13 protein-coding genes and 1 pseudogene are annotated in these 18,574 nt (G+C 35.6%); 8 read left to right on the top strand and 6 right to left on the bottom strand.

Features of this window, described 5'->3' with window-relative positions:
- Positions 1-199 precede the first annotated feature (199 nt).
- From JCM15092_RS08115 to lnb, 5 genes are all read right to left on the bottom strand, one after another.
- Complete coding sequence (locus tag JCM15092_RS08115) at positions 200-643, bottom strand: hypothetical protein (protein WP_024994230.1); 444 nt, start codon at positions 641-643, stop codon at positions 200-202.
- Between the two features lie 71 nt (positions 644-714).
- Positions 715-1,692, bottom strand: a complete 978-nt coding sequence (locus tag JCM15092_RS08120; RefSeq protein WP_024994231.1) for a DUF6340 family protein — start codon at positions 1,690-1,692, stop codon at positions 715-717.
- A 128-nt stretch (positions 1,693-1,820) separates the two neighbouring features.
- Positions 1,821-5,117: a preprotein translocase subunit SecA gene (secA, locus tag JCM15092_RS08125; RefSeq protein WP_024994232.1), complete on the bottom strand. Its 3,297-nt coding sequence runs from the start codon at positions 5,115-5,117 to the stop codon at positions 1,821-1,823.
- 82 nt (positions 5,118-5,199) lie between these two features.
- Entirely contained in the window at positions 5,200-6,789 is a 1,590-nt protein-coding gene (locus JCM15092_RS08130) for an alkaline phosphatase family protein (protein WP_024994233.1), read from the bottom strand.
- On the bottom strand, positions 6,786-7,961 hold the full coding sequence (gene lnb, locus JCM15092_RS08135) for a lipoprotein N-acyltransferase Lnb (RefSeq protein WP_024994234.1): 1,176 nt from the start codon (positions 7,959-7,961) through the stop codon (positions 6,786-6,788). Before lnb ends, JCM15092_RS08130 begins: the two co-directional genes overlap by 4 nt.
- Positions 7,962-8,094: 133 nt before the next feature.
- Here lnb and JCM15092_RS08140 point away from each other — a divergent pair, with 133 nt between their 5' ends.
- The 8 genes and pseudogenes from JCM15092_RS08140 (at position 8,095) to JCM15092_RS08175 (ending at position 17,415) form a co-directional block, all read left to right on the top strand.
- Positions 8,095-8,823, top strand: a complete 729-nt coding sequence (locus JCM15092_RS08140; RefSeq protein ID WP_024994235.1) for a type III pantothenate kinase — start codon at positions 8,095-8,097, stop codon at positions 8,821-8,823.
- Complete coding sequence (gene bamG, locus JCM15092_RS08145; RefSeq protein WP_024994236.1) at positions 8,810-10,084, top strand: BamG family beta-barrel-assembly machinery protein; 1,275 nt, start codon at positions 8,810-8,812, stop codon at positions 10,082-10,084. The genes JCM15092_RS08140 and bamG overlap by 14 nt, the downstream gene beginning before the upstream one ends.
- Positions 10,085-10,129: 45 nt before the next feature.
- The gene (locus tag JCM15092_RS08150; protein ID WP_024994237.1) at positions 10,130-11,485 is read left to right on the top strand and encodes a tetratricopeptide repeat protein; all 1,356 of its coding nucleotides are present in this window, start codon (positions 10,130-10,132) and stop codon (positions 11,483-11,485) included.
- A gap of 2 nt (positions 11,486-11,487) precedes the next feature.
- Positions 11,488-12,114, top strand: coding sequence for an LPS export ABC transporter periplasmic protein LptC (gene lptC, locus JCM15092_RS08155; RefSeq protein WP_024994238.1), 627 nt, complete (start codon positions 11,488-11,490; stop codon positions 12,112-12,114).
- 11 nt (positions 12,115-12,125) lie between these two features.
- Positions 12,126-13,386 (top strand): annotated as a pseudogene (locus JCM15092_RS15445) (hemolysin family protein).
- Between the two features lie 101 nt (positions 13,387-13,487).
- Positions 13,488-15,617, top strand: a complete 2,130-nt coding sequence (locus tag JCM15092_RS08165; protein WP_024994239.1) for a peptidylprolyl isomerase — start codon at positions 13,488-13,490, stop codon at positions 15,615-15,617.
- A gap of 135 nt (positions 15,618-15,752) precedes the next feature.
- A complete protein-coding gene (locus JCM15092_RS08170) occupies positions 15,753-16,187 on the top strand; it encodes a hypothetical protein (RefSeq protein ID WP_024994240.1) in 435 nt (144 codons plus the stop codon).
- A 13-nt stretch (positions 16,188-16,200) separates the two neighbouring features.
- On the top strand, positions 16,201-17,415 hold the full coding sequence (locus tag JCM15092_RS08175; protein ID WP_024994241.1) for a sodium ion-translocating decarboxylase subunit beta: 1,215 nt from the start codon (positions 16,201-16,203) through the stop codon (positions 17,413-17,415).
- A gap of 99 nt (positions 17,416-17,514) precedes the next feature.
- On the opposite strand, the gene ilvC is transcribed toward JCM15092_RS08175, so the two are convergent.
- On the bottom strand, positions 17,515-18,558 hold the full coding sequence (gene ilvC / locus JCM15092_RS08180) for a ketol-acid reductoisomerase (protein ID WP_024994242.1): 1,044 nt from the start codon (positions 18,556-18,558) through the stop codon (positions 17,515-17,517).
- Between the last annotated feature and the right edge of the window lie 16 nt (positions 18,559-18,574).

Here is an 18,574-nt window from a genome sequence, read left to right on the forward strand (position 1 = left end):
TCATTGGGAGTATTAAACAACTGATTACATCTGTTGGAAATTGAATCTCTATTCAACTCTTTCTGACAATTAAAGACAATAGTCTTTGTACGATTATTTGCATATGATGTCATATGTGCTGACAACACAAATATGATACCTAATATAAAAATATATTTTTATTATACATAGAGTGAATAAGCTAGCTCTATTAACTAAACTATTTTTCCAATAAGTTCTTTAAGAAATCATCTAATTCTTCATCTAAGCCTTTCAAAAGTTCTTCATTTAACAATAACGTATCGTCGTCAACAAGAAATACCTCACATATGGTCTCCTTATCATCATCTACCATTACAAAAGAGAATGGCTTAATTATACACAACTTATCAATACACCCTGTTGATTCAAGGTTTTCTAATTCATTATGTAATATAACTTCAACTTTACTATAAAAATCATCAGCACTATAATCAACCCACTCCTCAATCACAGTTCGCGATAATTCATCATCATCATCATTATATATTATAAGTTCTCCACTCTCTTGCTTTGGCTGAATATGAATATCAGTTATAGCAAAATTGTCAAGATTTATATAATTATTAAGAGCTTCTTGAAAAGAATTCTTTATGTTTTGATAAGATTGAGAGGTAAGTTTCATACTTAATTAATATTTTTTAATGATGGATACATCAAAATTACAAAAAAAATCAAATAAACAATTTTTATTAATTAATTATTTGAATCAAACCTGTTCATTTGAAGCTTTAACTTAGACAATTGATTATCTCTTTCTGACAAAATATTTCTATATGTTTTGATTAGTACACCCAAATCAGAATCTTGTTTTATATTTTCATCTGCTAAATCAAGCCATTTTAAGGCTTCAGGTACATTGTCCTTGATCTCATTGTATAGAGCTATATTGAATGCAGAATAGCTACGCAATTTTCCTTTTTTACTATCATATACAACCTTCCATAGATGAAATGCATTATCCCAATCATTTTCCTTTACAGAAACATCTGCATCTCTCATTTCATATGAACCTCCTACGTAATAATACCTAACAATACTCTTCCAGTGAGGCAATATCATTTCTACCGTCTTTTTTATAGCACTATCGTAAGCATATGAAAAAGCGGCTTGATGATCAATTAAATCAATTACGCTAAAGAACAATGTATCATTCTTTGCTATAGTATATATAGGACCATTCTTCTTAGGTATGTAAAATTTTATTTCCGGCTTTGTTATGAACCTCAATATATCCATAGGATATTCTGAAGACGTTTTTAACTTTTCTATCGTTAAATTCATTTTATCCAGAGATATGATCATCTCCGAATTAAAATCATTAAGCATTTCATTGACAGCTTCTGTAGATAGAGTATTGACATTCTGCTCATCAAACCTATTTGATACAACAGTATCGTATACTATGACATGTTCAAAATAGTTTGCATCTGCAATTCTTTTAGCAATAATCTCTTTTGAAATACTCTGATCACCTACAAGCGAAGAGTTTTTGTCTAATTTGATGGTATCCAAATTATTTTGTGGAATCGTTGAGATAACAGCAACACTCTTTATCTGTTCAGGAAAGCATATTTCCGCAGGTTGCAATTGGTCTAGTGATATTTCTCTTATAGAAATACAACTAGATAATAAAACAATTAATAATAATATTACAATTGTATTTTTATACATAGTCTTTAGCTTTAGTATATACAAATATATATTAATTGTATAAATAACTATACCACGACTTTATAATATTAAAACAAAAATAGCATCATTTAATAAATGATGCTATTTTAAAGTTATAAGATTAGAGATTATAAGTTACTGCCGTGACAATTCTTATACTTCTTTCCACTTCCACAAGGGCAAGGGTCATTTCTTCCTACTGTCTTTTCTGAACGGATTGGTTCACGTCTTACCTCACGTGTATCATGAGAAGCTGCCTCACTTTGATCAAGATCATTCAGATCCTCCTTTTCTTCTCTATATTGATTTCTAGCTGGACGTTGTTCAGGAGCTGCTTCACGCACTTGTTCAGGTTCTTGAACCGGTATCTGTCCTCTCATAAGAACAGCAACAGTATTGTTATTAATTTTGCTTACCATTGAGTCGAATAAGCCAACAGATTCAAGTTTGAAAATCAACAATGGATCTTTCTGTTCGTAGCTAGCATTCTGTACTGAATGTTTCAACTCATCAAGTTCACGCAAGTTTTCTTTCCATGCGTCATCAATTGTATGAAGTAATATTGCTTTCTCGAATGATTTAACAATCTCCTTACCTCCTGATTCATAAGCAGCCTTAAGGTTTACAGAGATATTATACATATGTTTACCATCAGTGATAGGTATCATTATATTTTCATACATATGACCCTGATTTTCATACACTTGCTTAATAACCGGTGTAGCGATCTGTGCCATTCTCTCTGTCTTTCTCTTGAAGTTTGCCATAGCATCCTGAAATGCCAATTCAGATAGTTCTTCCTGATTCTTTGCATGGAACTCGTCTTCTGTAAATGGAGGTTCTATAGCAAGAGTCTGAAGCATTTCCATCTTCACATTTTCGTAATCGCCTAGTTCAACAGAGTAAGCACTGCGGTCCCATATCATGTTGACGATATCCATACCTATACGTTCACCCATAAGAGCATGACGGCGTTTAGTGTAAACCACAACACGTTGTTTATTCATTACATCATCATATTCCAGCAAGCGTTTACGAATACCGAAGTTATTCTCCTCAACTTTCTTCTGAGCACGTTCAATAGAGTTAGAAATCATTTTATGTTCAATCATCTCTCCCTCTTGGAATCCTAATCTATCCATTACTGAAGCAATTCTTTCAGAAGAGAACAGACGCATCAAATCATCTTCAAGAGATACAAAGAATACAGATGAACCCGGGTCACCCTGACGTCCTGCACGACCACGTAACTGACGGTCTACACGGCGGCTTTCATGTCTCTCTGTACCAATAATTGCAAGACCACCTGCAGCCTTAACCTCAGGGCTAAGTTTAATATCGGTACCACGACCAGCCATATTTGTTGCGATAGTAACAATACTCTTTTGACCAGCCTGAGCAACGATGTCGGCCTCTTTTTGGTGCAACTTAGCATTCAAGACATTATGTTCAATCTTACGCATAGCAAGCATCTTGCTAAGCATTTCTGATATTTCAACAGATGTGGTACCAACCAATACTGGTCTTCCCTCATTTACCATCTTCTCTATCTCTTCTATTACTGCTTTGTACTTCTCCCTCTTTGTCTTGTAAACCCTGTCGTTCATATCATTACGTGAGATAGGACGGTTTGTTGGTATTACAACAACATCAAGTTTGTAGATATCCCAGAATTCTCCAGCTTCTGTCTCTGCTGTACCAGTCATACCTGATAACTTATGGTACATACGGAAATAGTTCTGAAGAGTGATTGTAGCGAAAGTCTGAGTAGCAGCTTCAACTTTTACTCTCTCCTTTGCCTCAATAGCTTGGTGCAATCCATCAGAATAACGACGACCTTCCATAATACGTCCGGTCTGCTCATCAACGATTTTAACCTGCCCGTTTATAACTACATACTCATCATCCTTCTCGAACATTGCGTAAGCCTTAAGAAGCTGATTGATTGTATGAACACGTTCAGATTTAATAGCATAATTTGTAAGAAGTTCATCTTTCTTCTCAATCTTCTGTTCTTCAGAAAGAGAATTCTCATTTTCAAGAGCTGAGAGCTGAGAAGTGATATCAGGCAAAACAAATAGAGTTGGATCTTCAGAATTACCGGTAATCAAGTCAATACCTTTATCGGTAAGGTCAACACTATTCAATTTTTCATCTATTACGAAATATAGAGGATCAGTAGCCTCAGGCATACGCTTGTTGTTCTGTTCCATATAAATCTCCTCTGTCTTGAGCATACCGGCCTTAATGCCCTGCTCACTCAAGTATTTAATAAGAGGTTTATTTTTAGGAAGTGCCTTGTGGCTACGGAAAAGAGCTAAGAATCCTTCTTCCTGTTCTTTCTTATCTTCTGAAGCTATAAGACGTTTTGCATCTGCAAGATACTGAGTAGCTAACTTCTTCTGAGCCTCAAACAAACGTTCAACCAATGGGCGGAACTCTTCGAAGAGTTGGTCATCACCCTTTGGCACCGGTCCTGAGATAATCAAAGGAGTACGAGCATCATCAATCAATACAGAGTCTACCTCATCGACAATAGCATAGTTGTGAGGACGCTGAACAAGATCTTTTGGACTTACCGCCATGTTATCACGCAGGTAGTCGAAACCAAATTCATTATTTGTACCGAAAGTGATATCAGCATTGTATGCTTCTCTTCTTGCATCAGAGTTTGGCTGATATTTATCTATACAGTCTACACTTAATCCATGGAACTGATAGAGAGGGCCCATCCATTCAGAGTCACGTTTTGAAAGGTAATCATTTACTGTTACCACGTGTACACCATTTCCTGTAAGGGCATTAAGGAATACCGGCAAAGTAGCAACGAGAGTCTTACCCTCACCTGTTGCCATCTCAGCAATTTTTCCTTTATGTAGAACGACACCACCAAAGAGCTGAACATCATAATGAACCATGTTCCATGTAATTTCATTACCTCCTGCTAGCCAGTGGTTTCTCCAAATTGCTTTATCACCATCGATGGTAAGGAAATCCTTACCTTGACTTGCTAACTTGCGGTCGAAATCAGATGCTGTTACTATAATTTCTTCATTTTCATTAAAACGACGAGCTGTATCTTTTACTATAGCAAATGCCTCTGGAAGTACATCGTCAAGAGCCTTTTCGTACTTATCAAGAACCTCTTTATCTAGTTTATCAATCTGAACAAAAACAGTCTCTCTCTCTTCTAATTCTATAGTCTCAATAGTAGCTTTTAGCTCTTCAATCTTATTGCGTTCTTCTGCAGCCGAGTCAAAGATATATTTTCTCAACTCCTGAGTCTTTGTACGCAATTCATCATTACTTAGCTTACTTATTTCAGGATATACTGCCTTGACTTTATCAACCCATGGCTTTATTTCCTTCATGTCGCGGGTGGCCTTGTTTCCAAACAACATGCCAATTACTTCATTAAATCCCATTGTATATTATTTAATTATTTTCAAAAAGTATTATAAAGCGCAAAAATACAATAAATTAATGATTTATTGCAAATAGAGAAATTTATTCTTTGCGCAAGTCAATTAGCGGAGATGAATTAGAGGCATTGGGGGCTCTTATCCTCATTGAATGAGAAATAGTGGAGGAAATTTTCTCAACTTTTACTGGAGTATTTATTATAGAGGGGTTAACATTCCATCCAAAGAAGAACAATGGAGAGGATGTGTATATATCACGGACTACTTTATAGTCCAAGGAATGTTCTCTTGCAATAGACCATCCTGGCAAAATTTCCAACCAGAAATCAGCCGATGTACCTATATAGAAACTATTTCTTATAATATTCAGTTCAGGATTCCATGCACCCAGATAGATATCTTTTGATGAGTATACATTTTTCACACCACTGAATTCAACAAGGAATTCCGACGCTTTTCTCATCAAATCATCTTTATCGAGTTTTTTCTGTTCGATGAGTTTGTTATTTAGATATATCTCCTGATCGTGATCGGCCTCTACATATTTGCCCTGGCCATAAATTGCACCAAGATAAATGTTCAACAGTGCCGAGCATCTCTTTATATTGAACTCCCCTGTAGGTATTCTGAACTTTATATTATCTGCTGGTTCTGAATCTGAATACCCTGTTGACGTAATGAAAATAAGCGTATTATTGAGACCTACCTTGCTATCTATCATATCAATGAGCTCACCGATACTTTTATCAAGCCTTACATAAGTATCCTGTATCTCCATAGAAGCTTCAGCTACAGATTTGTGATCATAATTACCTGCATAGTATCCCAAAGAGAGGAAATCAGGTATATTATCGCTACCAATCATAGTAGAGTTTAAGCATCTGTTTACAAGCTTATTTACCTCTTCATTAGCAAAAGGACTAGTCTTCAGCCTCCTATATTTATTCTTCTTCTCATCATCAAAATCATATTTGAATGTTATCTGATTATTACCTGATGTTATATTATCATACATAGTAACGGGTAGAGAAGGAGCCCATTCAATATTGCCAATTCTTAAATCAAGTCCCTGATTATCATTATAGTCGGAAACCCATTTGGGAAAATCTGTATAATATGTAGAACCGCTCCATTTTCCTGTCTCGTCATTTATCCAGAAAGCGCCATTAGAAGCATGGCCTCCCATCATTACAGACATTTCTCGGAACGGAGATATTGAATATGTTAAAGACTTTCCATTTGTTGCAGCCATCAGTTCATCGGTGATATTTGAAACCTTAAGTTTCTCAGCCGATGTTGCCTCAGAGGTATAAATACCCATATAGTTCTTATCATCTACACTGCTTGTCAAAGTAAGTGTCTTTCTGTCGAACCATGAATCACCTAAGATTCCGTTGAGTGATGGAGTGGTACCTGTAAATATTGCAGCTGTTGCAGAAGATTTATCAACATTTTTAAAATCAAACTCCACATTAGAGTATAGACGTCCCTCCTTTAGCAATCTCTTAAAGCCCTTCTCTCCATACAAAGAAGAAAAAGCCTGAATATAGTCTGTTCGAAGCTGGTCTACCGTAATACCAACAACTAGTTTGGGTGCTCCTTTTGAGTTGTTTTGAGCACTAAGACTAGTTAGTGATATGACTATTAAAAGTGATGATAAAAAACGTTCTTTCATTTAAATCTTTTTCTATAACATAATATATGTCTCAAGGAACATACAAGTAAAGAGGCCGTCAAAGGTAATATAGTTAAATCAAATTTTTGACTGATAAACGGCATTATCAAAATAAAAAGTGTTAAATAAGCAATATTTATATAGTGAAATAGATCTTTTTTCTTCTTTACAACATTACGTATCATAAATGGAAGATATAAAAGTGGTATAGGATTAAACAGTATCAATATCCAATTTGAATCAACCGTAGGGTGTACTGAAAAGAAGAAAAGAAAAGCCACTATACAACCTGCAACACCTTGCGCAGAAAACATAAAAATATCCCATCCCCAATAGATTTTATTATGTCGCACCTCAAAATATGCAACGCTTATACATAAAATAAGCAGTAAACATGCTGTTGCAAATGGAGAAAGGGGAAAACCTTTTTCAGCCACTTCCGGTTCAACCTCTACAATGTATTTCTCACTCTTAACCAACGTACGAATAGAGTCTCCTGTAGATATCTTTGCACTTTTCAGAGCTTCCAGCAGGTAGAATGGTGAGAACATTTTCTCCCTATCACTTATATCTCTGTCAGCTTCAGATCCCAAGCAAAGATCAATACCAAACTGATCCCACTCATTATTCTTTGTGAACTTATGGATTATAGAGCGGAAAGACTCTTTAGTATTACTTTCAGTGTATATTACTTTCCCATTTATACTCTCTTCTATTTTGTCCCTTGCCCTTGTAGTACAATTATCATAGAAATAATTATATCTATATACCCTATTATTAGGTTCATAGTTTTCATCGAGCAACGTTTTCAACCTATCTTTCTCATCGTATGTCAGATTAAGGTTCTGTTGGTATACAGAAGAACCTCTCATGGCATATTCTGATTCAAAATAGTAGAATGGTATAACGCCTAGTTCATAATCCGTCTCCCCTTTAACAAATCTCATTACAAAGTTGGGAGTTTTGAAGCTAAACATTCCATAATTATATACTAGGTCAATATTCTTGTCAAAGTTTTGATATCTAATTGCGGTATGACCAAAAAGCGAGTATATCTCATTACCTGGATTACATGTAAGTAAACTTATCTCTATACTATCCCTTTTCTCTGATTGTGCAAACAGATTAACACTTAATAAAGCGAATAGAAATATTAGAAAGCATTTTTTCATTTTGTCATTATTAAAGCTCTATATGAAATTGCAACAAAAATAGTTCTATTTTGGAACACGAGCCATACAAAATAGAGCTTTTTTATCCAACTTGTTATTTTTTTATTTTACTTTGTCACTCAAATTGAATCGAGTGGAACTAGTTATTGACATTGGAAATAGTAGTGCAAAACTTGCCGTTTTCGACAAAAATGAAATTGTAGATATATTTTACGATTCAAACAGAGATATTTCACAGCTTGATAATCTATGCAAAAAATATAAAATCACAAAAGGGATAGTATCTTCAGTGGTAAAAATAAGCGACACAATAAATAGACAAATAAACAGTCTTCCTTTTAAAGCCCTTATTTTATCACACTCCACATCAATACCAATTATAAACGACTATAAGTCACCTCAGACTTTAGGGATGGATAGAATAGCTGCCGTTATAGGTGCAGAGGAGATCAAGCCCGAAAGAGATTTGTTGATTATTGATGCTGGAACTTGCATAACTTATGATTTCATAGATTCAAATGGACATTACAAAGGTGGTAATATATCACCAGGAGTTGAGATGAGGTTTAAAGCTCTGAAACACTATACAGATAAATTACCATACATCGACAAAGATGGGAAAACATTGTTAATAGGAGAAGATACTGAAACGGCGATACGCTCTGGCGTTACTTTAGGGGTAGAGCATGAAATCGTTGGGTATATTTCATTGATGCGGAATAAATATCCACAACTTTTGGTTTTTTTAACGGGAGGCAATGATTTTTCTTTTGATACAAAATTAAAAAGTATCATCTTTGTGGACAAATTCTTAGTATTAAAAGGATTAAACAGAATAATACATTATAATGAAGAATTGTAAAAAACTGATTGGCATATTAACAGTATTATCAATCACTCTAACAGCAGTAGGACAAACAAGCACAAATTCTCCATACACCAGATATGGATTCGGTCAATTGGAAAATCAAGGCTTTGGTTTTAGCAAAGGTATGGGTGGCATTGGATACGGTATGCGTAACGGTTCACAAATAAACATATTAAACCCTGCATCATATAGTGCAGTTGACTCATTGACAATGCTATTTGATCTTGGTATTTCATTACAGAACACCAATTTTAAAGAAGGAAGCACTCAAACTAATGCCAAAAATTCTAGTCTTGACTATATAGCTATGCAGTTTAGATTAAGAAAAGATTTAGGCTTTACTATTGGTTTCGTGCCTTTCTCTACTGTAGGATATAACCTTTCAAGTACAAAAGAGATTGATAAAGATGTTGATGGAAACTCTATAAATGCTATCAGTACATACAATGGAACAGGAGGATTGCATCAGGTCTTTGTCGGAGTTGGTTACAAGTTTATGAAGAACTTGTCTGTTGGAGCAAATCTGTCATACCTTTATGGAGATATTGACCACACTATTTCAACAACATTCAATAGTACTTCAGCTTATACAAGTGCTATATTGAATAACATATCTGTAAACGATTATAAGCTTGATTTGGGTCTTCAGTATAGCTATAACTTGAGTAAAGAAGAGAGAGTAAACTTAGGTCTTACCTACTCTTATGGACATAATCTTAACAGTACATTGGATGTGCACAAGCAGGTATATGCCTCTTCATCATCTGCAATTTCAGATAGTTTAGTAACAACAAAAAATGCATTCAGCCTTCCTAGCACATTTGGAGCTGGTTTCACATATGTGAAAGATAATAAGTTAACTATTGGTGCAGACTATACTTTCCAGAAATGGAGTAGTGCAAAATATAATGGCACCTCTGGTTCATATTACTCTGACCTATCTAGAATTTCATTAGGTGCTGAGTATATTCCAAGTATGTACAGCCGCAACTATTTGAATAGAATAAAATATAGAATTGGTGCTTATATGAGCAATTCATATACTAAAGTAAATGGCAATGATGCAGCTAAAGAATATAGTGTAAGCGCCGGTTTTGGATTACCTATTTTCAGAAGCAAATCAATGCTGAATATCTCTGGACAATACATAAAAGTAAGTCCAAAGGTAAAAGGCATGCTTGAAGAAAATTCGTTAAGAGTGAATGTTGGTATAACATTCAATGAAGACTGGTTTAGAAAGTACAAGGTAGATTAAACACACATAGAGATAATAAATAGAGAACAACTAAATTTACATACAATGAGAACAAAATTGATAGCACCGCTGCTCATGCTTTTTATTGGTGTGACAGCATCTATGGCACAGAAAGGTGTCACAGATGGTTCTAGATTCGGGCATGGTCTAGATAGCATTGAGTGCCTAAAGCACATAAGCATCTACACTGAATATGTTAAGACTAATAATTTCAAAGATGCTTACCCTTCTTGGAAGAGTGTATTTAATGATGCACCGGTAGCTCAGGTAAGTACATATACAAATGGAACAAAAATCCTTCGTTGGTTTATTGCAAATGAGAAGGATGCTGCTAAGAAAAAATCCTACTTTAATGAGTTGATGGGTGTTTACGATCAGAGAATTAAATACCTCGACGTACTTAACACTTACGTCAGAAATCCAAATTCAAAAGGTTCAATAATCGCATTAAAAGCTCATGATTACTATACTATGGGCAACCCTGATAATAATGTTGCATATGCAATGTTTAAGGAGTCTATTGAAGCGGAGAAAGATAAATCAGATTACTTTATCCTTCAGGAATTTATGGAGTCGGCTACAAAGAAATTAAAAGCTGATCCAAATCATAAAGAACAGTTTATACAAGATTATCTTTTTGCTTCCTCTACTGCTGATGCTGCACACAAAGCTGCTACCAAGGAGAAAGAGAAAGCAAATCTTAAGCTTACAAAAGATAATATTGATGCATTATTCATCAATAGTGGAGCTGCAAGTTGTAAGAACTTGCAAGCTATCTATGGTCCAAAGGTTGCTCAAAATAAGACAAACCTTGAATACCTGAAACAGGTTCTATCTGTAATGGAAATGCTGGGATGTACAGAAGAACAGGCATACTTTGACGCTGCAGAAGCCGCTAATGCTATTGAACCAACTGCTGCTACAGCAATCGGATGCGGTTATATGTATTATAAGAAAGGGAACTTGGATAAAGCTCTTGAATACTTTGATCAAGCAATAAGCCTTGAGACTAATGTTGAAAAGAAAGCAGATTACGCATATAAAGCAAGTGCTATGTTATTCAGCAAGAAACAGTTGAGCCGTGCTAAACAGTATGCTAACAGATCTATAGCATTAAATCCAAACAATGGTAACCCATACATCCTTATTGCACAACTTTATGCCTCTAGCCCAAACTGGAGCAATGAACCAGCATTAAACAAATGTACATTCTTCGCTGTACTTGATAAATTGTACAAGGCAAAAAGTGTAGATTCAAGTGTTGCTGCAAAAGCTAACGAATTAATCAACACTTATAGCCGTCATACACCAAAAGATTCTGACCTATTCTTTATTGGCTTAAAGAGAGGTGATAAAGTTACAATTGGTGGATGGATAGGCGAAACTACCACTATCAGATAATCATGTTATCAAAAGAAAGATTAAACATTAAGAAAAACAATATCGGCATAACATTCACTATTTTGGTGAATGTTATGCTTGTTTTATTTTCGTCATGTTCAGACAAAGACAAGAACCTTGCAAAAGCAATCTCTGATCGTGACTCATTACCTACCCTACATACTATTGGAGTAAATACATTAATATCCGATTCAGGAATAACAAAATATAAGATTATCACCGAAGACTGGAAAATTTTCTCCAAGAAGGAGCCACCATACTGGGCTTTTGAGAAGGGAGTCTATTTGGAGAAGTTCGATTCTCTATTGAATATAGATGCCAGTATAAAAGCAGATACTGCTTACTACTATGAGAGGCAAAAATTATGGGAACTGAAAGGTAATGTACATATTCAGAACCTAAGAGGCGATAAATTTGATACATCACAACTCTATTGGAGCGAACAGGAGAGAAAAATATATTCTAAAAGGCCTATACGTATTGAACAGAATGACAAAAGCATCATTAATGGTAAGTTTGGATTCGAATCAAACCAAGAACTTACTCAGTATACAATCTTCAACAGTTCAGGTGTATTCACTGTAAAAGACACACCCCCTGACTCAACAAAGACAGATAGTATTAAGTAACATCTATTTTAATGAATATCTTATTTCAAATTCTTATTTCCATAGGCTTTTCCGCTTTTTTCTCCGGCATGGAAATGGCCTTTGTTTCATCTAATAAACTCAGGTTTGAGATGAAGAAGAATGATAATGACTTTACTTCCAAAATAATCTCACTATTTTATAAGAATTCTAATAATTTTATCTCCACAATGCTCGTGGGCAACAATATATCACTTGTTGTATATGGTATATTGATGGCGAAGTTCATACAAGAGAATATCTTGTCGGATACATTAACCAATGAGCCGATGATGCTCCTTACTCAGACTGTTATAGCAACTCTTATTATACTTGTAACGGGAGAGTTCTTACCGAAAACGATATTCAAGATAAATCCAAACTTTACTTTAAGACTTTTCGCACCAATAACTTATCTATTTTACATCATCCTCTTCCCTATAAGTAAGTTATCATCTTCCATTTCAACTCTTATTCTCCGTCTTTTCGGAACAAAAATAAATAAAGAAAAACAGTGAAAAAGCCTTCTCTAAAGTTGATCTAGATTATTTTATACAGAACAGTATAGCCGAAAACGAGGATAATCAAAAGATAGACTCAGAGATAAAGATCTTCCAGAATGCACTAGATTTCTCTAAGATAAAGATAAGAGACTGCATGATTCCAAGACCTGAAATAATCTCAATGGAGAGGAATTGCACACTCGAAGAGCTGAAAGATAGATTCATTGAAAGTGGAAAGAGCAAGATAATTATATACGATAAGAATATTGACAATATTATTGGCTACATACACTCCTCAGAGCTATTCTACGACATCAATGAGTGGAAGGATAGAATAAGAGAGATACCTATTATCCCGGAAACTATGGCAGCCAACAAACTGATGCAGTTATTCATGCAACAGAAAAAATCAATTGCTATCGTTGTCGACGAATTTGGAGGGACATCGGGAATTGTCACCCTTGAGGACTTAGTAGAGGAGATATTCGGAGAAATAGAAGACGAACATGACAGCAAATCTGATATAGCTAAGAAGATTAGTGAGAACGAATATATATTCTCAGGAAGGAGCGAAATTGAGTATCTCAATGACCTGTTCGACCTTGATCTACCCGAGTGTGAAGAGTACAAGACTATAGGCGGATTAATATTAAACGAGTATCAAAGTTTCCCTAAAGCGCACGATATCATCAGTTTAGGAAAGTATAAATTCAAGATTATAAAGACCAGCAATACCCGCATAGAATTGGTTAAAATGAATGTTTTAGAATAGTATATTTTTTACAAAATAAAATAGTAGATAATATCTTTTTTTGTATCTTCGTGCACTAAATCTACGAACATAGAAAAACAAATAAATAAAATAGAGTAATAATGGCAACATTACAAAAAATCAGAAGCAAAGGTCCTTTATTGGTCATAGTTATTGGCTTAGCCCTCTTTGCCTTTATTGCCGGAGATGCATGGAAAGTATTGCAACCACATCAAGGCAAACAAGAAGTTGGAGAAATCAATGGAAAATCAATTTCAGCACAAGATTTTCAGAAGATGGTGGATGAATACTCCGAAGTTATTAAGATGACTCAGGGTGTAAACTCACTTAATGATGATCAACTTTCACAAATTAAAGATCAGGTATGGCAGACTTACGTAAACAACGAGTTGATTTCAAAGGAAGCCGAAAAACTTGGACTTAAAGTTAGCGATGCTGAAATACAGTATATCATCAACCAAGGTACTCACCCATTGTTAATGCAGACTCCTTTCAGAAACCCACAGACTGGTGCTTTTGATAAGGATATGTTGAAGAAGTTCCTCATTGACTATGCAAATCTTGATGCATCAAAAATGCAGCCACAATATGTAGAGTACTATCAGAAACTTGGTGCTTTTTGGAATTTTATTGAAAAGACTCTTAGAGAGTCATTACTTGCTCAGAAATACCAGGGACTTATAAGCAACTCTATCATCTCAAACCCTATTCAGGCTGATGATAACTTTAAGTCTAGAACAGAACAAGCAGATGTTCTCTTAGCTGCTATACCATACTCTTCTATCAGTGATTCTACTATCTCTGTAAGTGATAGTGAAATTAAGGATCGCTACAACGAAAAGAAAGAGATGTTCAAACAGTATACAGAGACACGTAGTATCAAATATGTAGACTTCCAGGTTCTTCCTTCAGATAAAGACCGTAAAGATCTTCTTGATGAGATAACAGAATATGCTACTCAGATAAACACTACAACTGATATGAGCAATTTTGTTCGTTCAACAAACTCTACCGTTCCTTTCTCTGCTGTAGCAGTAAAGAAAGCAACACTTCCTTCTGACATTGCAGCAAGAGTTGATTCTGTAGCATTGAACCAAGTTTACGGTCCATACTTAAATCAGGCAGACAACACATACAACTTATTCAAAGTTATTGCTAAAGAGTCTCTTCCTGATTCAATTCAGATGCGTCAGATTCAGGTAGCTGTTGAAAACGAAGAGAAAACAAAAGTTGTTTCAGACAGTATCATGAATGCATTGAAAGCTAATGGTAACTTTGAAGAGATTGCTAAAAAATATGGTCAGACAGGTGAATCTATCTGGGTATCATCTGATAGTTACGAAGGTGCTAGTCTTGATGCAGAGAATGCAAAATTCTTAAAATCTGTTCTTAATGCTAATGTTAATGAGTACAACAATATAAAAGTTGGTCAGGCTAACATTATAGTTCAGGTTCTGAACAAGAAAGCTTTCCAACCTAAATATCAGGTTGCAGTAGTTAAGCGTCCAATCGAATTCAGCAAAGATACTTACAACAAGGCATACAATAATTTCAGCCACTTCGTTGCACAAAACACAACAGTGGATAAGCTTAGTAAGAATGCTGAAGAGAACGGTTACAAGCTACTTGAACGTAATGATTTAAGCAGCGCTGAACACTATGTTGGTGGTGTAAAGAATACTAAAGAAGCTATGAAATGGATCTTCAGTGCTAAAGAAGGTGAAATTTCTCCACTTTATGAATGTGGTGAAAGCGACCATTTGATGGTTGTAACACTTACAAAGATCAATCCTGAAGGTTACAGAGATTTAGCTCTTGTATCTGATATGCTTAAGTCTGAGATTATCAAAGACAAGAAAGCTGAAAAGATTACTAACGATATCAAGGGTATGGACTTCGATAAAGTTAAGACTCTTCCTAGCGCCGTTAACGACACTGTAAAACATATCACATTCTCTGCTCCTGCATATGTTGCTGTAACAAGAGCTAGTGAACCTGTTTTAGGTGCTTACACAAGCAAGACACAAGTAAACAAGAGCACTGCTCCTATAAAAGGAAATGCAGGTGTATATGTTCTCAAAGTTTACAATAAAGAAAAGAGCGCTGAGAAATTCGATTCTAAGAGCGAGCAAACATCTATAAATGCGATGGCTCAACGTTATGCAAGTAATTTCATTAACGATCTTTACAAGAAAGCTGAAGTAAAAGACAAACGTTATTTGTTCTTCTAAGAGAATAAATATATATTATAAGTAAAGGGGGTATCTAGTATTAGATATCCCCTTTATTAATAATATTTAATTTAAGACTTAACAAGTTATAACGAGCACTTTAATTTGCTTTATTTGAGGAAACAAATTAATACTATGCTTAAACTACTTTTAGCCACTGCCGCAATGATGGGGCTTACCTTTGTTATAGGATTCATTGTGGCTTTTATAATTAAATCAATAGCCTGGTTTGCCGACAATATGGACTACTTTAGCTCTCATAGGGTTGAGCTTGAAAGACTAAAGAAAATGAAACGTATGAGGCTAAAACTCATACAAATTCTTGAAGTTTCAGACAATAAAAAGTTCCACTTAGCCAATGACAAAAGAGATGATTGGAGCAGAGGAATAAATAATGACCACCTTTATGTAAGAGACCCGGGATACTATCATGGCGTCAGCAATGGCGAATCAAAATTTGACTTATTAGACTACTACTATCCCGACACAAAACTGCTTTATCTGAAAAAGCAATCTGAACTTATCGAAAGTCAGAAAAAGAGTATCCGCAAACACAGTTTTAAAAAATAAATCTATCATACTAATGGAAAGCATTGATTTTGGTGTATTGTTCCAAGGCTTTGGAACAATGATGGCTAATGGGTGGCTACTTGCTAGTGCACGTATTTTTCTAGTCCTTTTAGGATTTCTTCTTATTTACTTAGGATGGAAAGGAGTTTTAGAACCTATGGTTATGATACCTATGGGTATGGGTATGATTGCAATCAATTGCGGCACACTCTTTATGCCAGGTGGAGGCCTTGGTAACCTCTTTCTTGACCCTATGCTTACAGACACTGATGAACTTATGAATGTGATGCAGATTGACTTTCTGCAACCGGTGTATACACTCACCTTCAGTAACGGCCTTATAGCCTGCTTGGTATTCATGGGAATCGGAACACTTCTTGATGTTGGTTTCCTGCTTCAGAAACCTTTTGTAAGTATTTTCCTTGCCCTTTGTGCTGAACTTGGAACATTCCTCACTCTACCTATTGCATGTGCTATCGGACTTACCCCACAAGAGGGAGCGTCAATAGCTATGGTTGGTGGAGCAGATGGCCCTATGGTACTGTTCACATCACTTATAATGGCAAAGCATCTCTTTGTACCAATCACTGTAGTGGCATATCTATATTTGGGACTTACTTATGGAGGTTACCCATATTTGGTAAAACTTCTTGTACCTAAAAAATTGAGAGCCATAAAGATGGTAGAGAAGAAAACACCAAAGAATTATAATCCTAAGGTTAAACTTGCTTTTTCTGCAGTTTTATGCGCAGTACTATGCTTCCTCTTCCCAGTTGCTTCTCCCCTATTCTTCTCTCTTTTTGTAGGAGTAGCTGTAAGAGAATCAGGAATGAAACATATTTATGATTTTGTTAGCGGTCCGTTGCTTTACGGATCAACATTCATGTTAGGTCTTCTACTTGGAGTTCTTTGCGATGCAAAGTTACTTCTTGACCCCAAAATATTGAAACTCCTTGTTCTTGGAATAACAGCACTACTCTTATCCGGTATAGGAGGAATAATGGGAGGATATATTATGTACTTTATCAAAAAGAAAAATTTCAATCCTGTTATAGGTATTGCAGCCGTAAGTTGCGTCCCTACTACCGCAAAGGTTGCACAGAAAATTGTCAGCAAAGATAATCCAGATTCATTTATTCTAGGTGATGCACTTGGAGCAAATATATCGGGAGTAATCACCTCGGCAATTATTACCGGTATATATGTCACAATAATACCGCTTCTATAACTCTTAAGATATAAACCAAAAAAGGATGTGCATATGCACATCCTTTTTTATTTATAGTACCATAATAGTTCTGAACTACTTAGATATTAATCTTCATAATTAGTTGTTTTCAGGACGAAGTTGCCTTACTGTCTCAGCAGTTCTCCACATTTCACTATCATGCAAAGCTTTAAGTTCTGCATTAAGTTTAACACGGTAATCAGGTTTAGAGTTACTGTCGATTGAGATCTGTGCTTCGTTACCACATTTTACGCTTGCATATAGTTTCTGCATCACAGGTTTGATAGCATCGTGGAATGGGCCCATCCAGTCTAGTGCACCTCTCTGAGCAGTAGTAGAACAGTTTGCATACATCCAGTCCATACCATTCTTAGCAAATAGAGGCATAAGTGACTGTGTAAGTTCTTCTACAGTCTCGTTGAATGCTTCAGAAGGAGTATGTCCGTTTTCACGCAAAGTCTCGTATTGAGCAAGAAGAAGACCCTGAATAGCTCCCATCAAAGAACCACGTTCACCTGTTAGGTCAGAAGTTGCTTCACGAATAAATGTTGTCTCGAACATATATCCAGAACCAATACCGATTCCTAATGCAAGAGTTTTATCAAGAGCGTGTCCTGTAGCATCCTGATAAACTGCATATGATGAATTCAAACCGCGTCCTTCAAGGAACATTGTACGTAGAGATGTTCCTGAACCCTTTGGTGCAACCATAATAACATCAATATCTGCTGGAGGAACAACGCCTGTGCGATCATTCCAAGTAATAGCAAAGCCATGTGAGAAATATAGAGCCTTACCTGCTGTAAGTTCTGGTTTGATAGTTGGCCATACAGACATAACTGCTGCATCTGAAAGAAGGCACATTATAATAGAACCTTTCTTACAAGCCTCCTCTATAGAGAATAGAGTCTCACCTGGAACAAATCCATCAGCTACTGCCTTGTCAAAAGTCTTACCCTGACGCTGTCCAACGATTACATTAAATCCGTTGTCACGGAGGTTCAATGCCTGACCAGGACCCTGTACACCATAACCTATAACTGCAATAGTCTCATCTTTCAATACTTCGCGTGCTTTTTCCAATGGAAACTCTTCACGTGTTACAACGTTTTCTGTAACACCACCAAAATTCATCTTTGCCATTTTCTAATAGATTTTA

It is taken from the genome of Phocaeicola paurosaccharolyticus JCM 15092 (assembly GCF_000613805.1).
Lineage (GTDB): Bacteria > Bacteroidota > Bacteroidia > Bacteroidales > Bacteroidaceae > Phocaeicola > Phocaeicola paurosaccharolyticus.